At 43.8% G+C, this 4,556-nt stretch carries 6 protein-coding genes; all 6 read right to left on the bottom strand.

The genetic code is table 11. The features are described from left to right. The coding region (locus tag AC805_RS17160; RefSeq protein WP_156341448.1) for a hypothetical protein at positions 1-310 on the bottom strand (310 nt) is incomplete at its 3' end. 4 nt (positions 311-314) lie between these two features. Next, complete coding sequence (locus tag AC805_RS17155; RefSeq protein ID WP_055076516.1) at positions 315-569, bottom strand: hypothetical protein; 255 nt, start codon at positions 567-569, stop codon at positions 315-317. Positions 570-575: 6 nt separating this feature from the next. Next, on the bottom strand, positions 576-2,099 hold the full coding sequence (locus AC805_RS25240; RefSeq protein ID WP_055076515.1) for a hypothetical protein: 1,524 nt from the start codon (positions 2,097-2,099) through the stop codon (positions 576-578). Further along, positions 2,096-3,976, bottom strand: coding sequence for a hypothetical protein (locus AC805_RS17145; protein WP_055076514.1), 1,881 nt, complete (start codon positions 3,974-3,976; stop codon positions 2,096-2,098). The genes AC805_RS25240 and AC805_RS17145 overlap by 4 nt, the downstream gene beginning before the upstream one ends. Beyond that, complete coding sequence (locus AC805_RS17140) at positions 3,973-4,134, bottom strand: hypothetical protein (RefSeq protein ID WP_156341447.1); 162 nt, start codon at positions 4,132-4,134, stop codon at positions 3,973-3,975. The genes AC805_RS17145 and AC805_RS17140 overlap by 4 nt, the downstream gene beginning before the upstream one ends. Positions 4,135-4,160: 26 nt before the next feature. Continuing rightward, a partial coding sequence (locus AC805_RS26490) for a hypothetical protein (RefSeq protein ID WP_197278779.1) occupies positions 4,161-4,556 on the bottom strand: 396 nt, incomplete at its 5' end.

Genomic DNA, 4,556 nt, shown 5'->3' with positions numbered 1-4,556 from the left:
TAGCGCGATAGATCCTATTTGAATAGGTGTCGATAAGCAGTTGGTCGATCGCATCAGGAGCGATCGCAATGCCAACATTAAACTTCACCCTATCAACGCCATTACCGCCACCATTGCCACCATTGTTCGGCAAAAGCTCTACTAGGTTTCCAGCTTGCGCCCCAGTGGCTCGGTAAACCTTATTAGTGTCCGTGGCAGTTAAAATCTGGTCGATAAATTCGGGAGTAATAGAGGCTGGATCTCCCGAAAAGCAACGAATTTTTGCGTAGTGCAAATCGTTAGGGTTAGTCAAAGTTGAGTGTCTGGTCATAGTTTTAATCCTCAAAAATTACATGGTCATCGGTGGTCAGGACTTGCCCATTCTGAACAAGAATCTTATTCAGGATGCTTGCAGCATCGCCACCAATCGCCACCCAGTCGGATGCCGAATTAGTAGCAATTGATAGAAATAAATTTTTGTTTTGGTAGTTAAACCAAAATTTTTTTGATGTATCGGGAGGGGCGATCGGATCGGCATCAGATAGATGCAGGTCAAGTCCCTGCCCTTGGATGGGATTAGAGATTGGCATAGTTTTTTATTTAAGTGGTTGTAGTCCTGTGGGCTGTTCAGTGGGCCAGAGGTCGATCCGTATCCGATCCTCATTCATCTTTGTGCCATCAATAAACTCTCTACCTTCTCCCGTTGTAGGCTTGCGAACTAGCAGGGTTGCAAAGGCAGGATAGACAGTTTTTGGATCTTTTCGTAGTGCGATATTCTTTTTCTGTACTTCCTCCGTAACATTTAAGGTCAAAATTTTCGCTGTAGACAACTCGGCAAGTCTTCTTAAAGCTTTCTCTGCCTCACTCTTGGAAGCCCCGTAAACCGCCATTTGTCTCCCATTATCTAAGTGAGCTGTAGCCCTAAACTTGCCCCATCGGTACGCTAGAGCCACTTGTTTGAGCTTAGTCCAAGACAAACCCATGATCACATCTGGAATAGTCACCTCATACTGTTTGGCTTGCTTACCGTTTGGCATTTTCCAAGGTGGTTCTTTTTTCTCTTTAAAAACTATTACTAACTGTCTACGAAGTGGTTTAGCTGACACATAGTCATCGGCGGGCATCCCCACAATTTGACCAACATCACGATTAGCAATTAATCGGTAATTTGCTAGATTCTGGACTACATCCTTTTTTACTTGCTTCTGAGTCCCAGTCAACAAGATAATTTCATCTTTCTTCCGCTTGTCAGGAATTAATTTAACTGTGCGAATTTTTCCTTCTACGGAGTTCTGAGCCGCTTTTTGCTGGGCATATGCCGAATCAATCTGATTTGCTACTACCATCCCCCCTTCAATAAATGAATCCCATCCCTCTTCTAGAAAGGCTTGTAAGAAAGCTTGTAGTTTCTTATTTTCAATGCTTTCAATAAAATCATCCATTCCCGAATTAAAAGACATATTGGGGCCACCATCTTTCCCCCACTCTTCTCTAATCCATTTAGCTTTATCTTTACCATAAAGTCCATCTAGCAAATTTTTTTCAGATAGCCACTTCATAAACTTGCGATAGTTTATGAAGCCGCTCGTCATCCCATTATTCGCCCATGCTCCAAATGTTTGCTCTAAAGCGTTGGTTAGTGCGTACCCAATTTCTGGCAGTCCCTCTTTTGCCGCCCCAGCCGTGACAGCTCTAGCAAGGGTTGCCCCACCTACGACAGGAATTAGATAACTAATCCCATACCCGCAAGCGATCGCCGCTAACCAACCTGCGGATCGTCCTAATGCAGTACCCCATACTGTTGCAATCCTTATGTTTTGGGATTCCATCAAGGCTTCTAATTGCTTATCAGACGCATTCCAATCAAACTGCTTGACCTGCTCAACTCTTTGAACTAACCAACCAAAGATAGCGCCTGCATTAGTCCAGCCTTTTTGGAAATCAGCAATTTTCGCGGAAATGAATCCCTTAAAAGCATTGCCAAGAAGATTAACAAATTTATTGCCTTGTTTTTTGCGAAGAATCTCATGCTTTACATCAATAGTCCGTACTGAATTCCCAACCTTGGATCTAATGTATCGGGAATTAAGAGCGCTCTTAATTAACTTAAGTTGTGTCATAGCTCATTAGGGTTTATATATGACCTTTTTATTTCTGGCTTTTCATCGTAATCTTTGTTGTATTGAGAGTTTGGGTCTCTAATAGCTTGTAAGAATTCATCCCAAGCTTTGTCATCCTCTTTATTGTTTCCAAACATGTCTTTAACCCCTTGCGCCGTCTCTTCAACTTGTTTTTTGTTGCGAAAGAAGGCTGCCTTCATGATTCCTGCGGCAAACATCAATCGTTTCAGGTAATCCACAAGGGTCTCTTTGTCATCATTTTTCCACCCTTGGACATTGCCCTTGACCGTATTGAGGAGGGACTCTAATACAATAGGTTCCACATTTTGACCGCCCTGCCCTTTAACAAATAGGTTAAATGCTGTCTGAGCACTGCTTGCTATGTCTTGAAGAATGTCAAAATTCTCCCCAGACAAGTCAACGCTGGCAAAATCAAAATTGTAAGTTAATTCTCTTGCGGTCGGATTACCACGATATCCCAAGAAAGAAGCGTTTGCCCTAGCGTAATCCTGTGTAACTGCTACTCCGTTTTTAGTTGCAATTACTTCAGCCGCTAAACGCACCAACATATTGAGTTCTACCTCCTGATTTATAGAGTTTTTGATTGTTAGTCCGTACATTTCGGCGATCGCCTCAGCAATATTAGGAATTTCGATATTTTGTGATTGATCGCCTGGGGTTAGTGGATCGATATCTTGGACTTTGATTTTGATTGGAAATTCACCGACAAGAGCATCGATCTGATTGACCAACCAGTATTGAAAATCCGTAAGGCTTTGCACCTTGAGAACTTCATCACCTACCCCAGTTAAGAGGCTTGCTGGTACTTCAATGGGATAGCGACTAGTTCCCAGCCTTGCCGATAAATTGTTAAGTAAGGCGGTAAGGCTACTATCGCCTATGCCGACAGCCGCATCCAAGGCAAGCTCTAGCTTGCCGCTGCCCAACGTTTTTTTGATCGATTTGATTTCTTGGAGAAGCTTATCTGCTTGCTTGAGCATCTTATCTGTCTTCTCAGCCGCGTCTTTACATTCATTGCAGCACATATCATCTTTCCTCTCTTTCTCTTTATCAGAAACATCATTAGATGGGGGTGGTGGTTGTGGCGGGGGGCTTTGAGCATTTTTGCAAGCAGGAAAAATTACTCCTGTAATCCATGAATAGCCAACAATGCTCGTAGTTTCCCCCGTTATTTTCCAGAGTCTTGTCGAAGACTTGATCTGCGTAAAAGGGATTTCTGTAGTTACAAATTGTCCCGGTCCACCACCTATGGCGGGAAAAGTTCCGAGATCTTCAATCCATGCATTTTCTAAATCTGCCTGATTTAGAAAATTTTCCGTAGTTCTCCTATCATTGATTGCGGCTCCAGTATTAAAAGCATTCATCCTGCGGATAATGACATTTCGCAATGTGGCACAAGCAGGTGATACCCATCTACTGGGAACCTCTTCAGGGAATTGCGGAAAGGGTGAATCCCCTACTGATATAGGCTTTGGGTTTATATCTGGCAAGCAGTCAGGTCGCCGATAACAAATTATTTGCGGAGTCAGCTTAGTCCAAGCGATTACAGGATAGATATACAGGCAAGTTTCACAGCCATTAGTCCTAAGCTCAAAATCATAGCCAAAGGGAGCACCCAAACGAAAAGGCGACCCTCCACAATAAGGGGATGCTGGGTATCTTGAGCAATCACGCGGATCGACATTCTCATTAAAATTCGAGAATGACCAATCATCATTGATTGGCTCTAAGGCAGGTGTGACGGGCAGATCGCCAAGGAACCCAAGATCAACCTCAAACGGGTCATAGCTTTTGCCACCACCTTTCTTTGAGGGGATTTTGAACGAGCCGCCCCCAGCCCTGCCGCCAGTTCTCATAGAATCCTCACTGGTTGGGGCTGAACGATAGTGTAGTTCTCAAACTTTTCAAGAGCGAGAAATCTCATTGCTAGAATCTCTGCCTCAATCTTTCCGCATTTGTAAGGCAGTGCGATCGCCTCAATTTGTTTTTGGCGATTGCCGCGATTTTCAGACATAAACCAAGAGTCCAGATCAAACATTTTTAAACTGCCTCTATACCAGTTAGGGTTAAAGGATTAGCCGAAATAGCGGAAATTGCTCCCCTGTAAAGGTTTGAAAGATTTATTTCATAGCTGCCACCGCCACGCATGAGGGTAATCCCTTGCCCAAGGCTAGCCATACCGCCATAGTTGATAAATACTTCATCGGTCAAGCTGGTATTAATCAGCGTCACCTGTTGGCGATTCGGATTGGCAGGAAGGATTAATTGAGAATCACTGTTAATCGTCCAACTGTAAGGAGTTGCAAAGCTAATTTCTTTGCTATCAGTTGGCAATGTGGTGATTTCCTCGCGGACACTGCCATAAAGGGTTACTCGGTCAGTACCCTCAAGGAGTCCATACCCCGCATCGGTTATGCGTGCGCCGATAACACAATC

This window comes from Pseudanabaena sp. 'Roaring Creek', assembly GCF_001402795.1.
Lineage (GTDB): Bacteria > Cyanobacteriota > Cyanobacteriia > Pseudanabaenales > Pseudanabaenaceae > Pseudanabaena.
Note: the sequence above shows the minus strand (reverse complement) of the source record. Positions and strands in the feature narration are given on the sequence as shown.

What these genes read in the sequence shown, in the direction of transcription:
- AC805_RS17155 (WP_055076516.1), bottom strand. Translation starts at nt 569, where the DNA reads ATGCCAATCTCTAATCCCATCCAAGGGCAGGGACTTGACCTGCATCTA.
- AC805_RS25240 (WP_055076515.1), bottom strand. Translation starts at nt 2,099, where the DNA reads ATGACACAACTTAAGTTAATTAAGAGCGCTCTTAATTCCCGATACATT.
- AC805_RS17145 (WP_055076514.1), bottom strand. Translation starts at nt 3,976, where the DNA reads ATGAGAACTGGCGGCAGGGCTGGGGGCGGCTCGTTCAAAATCCCCTCA.
- AC805_RS17140 (WP_156341447.1), bottom strand. Translation starts at nt 4,134, where the DNA reads ATGTCTGAAAATCGCGGCAATCGCCAAAAACAAATTGAGGCGATCGCA.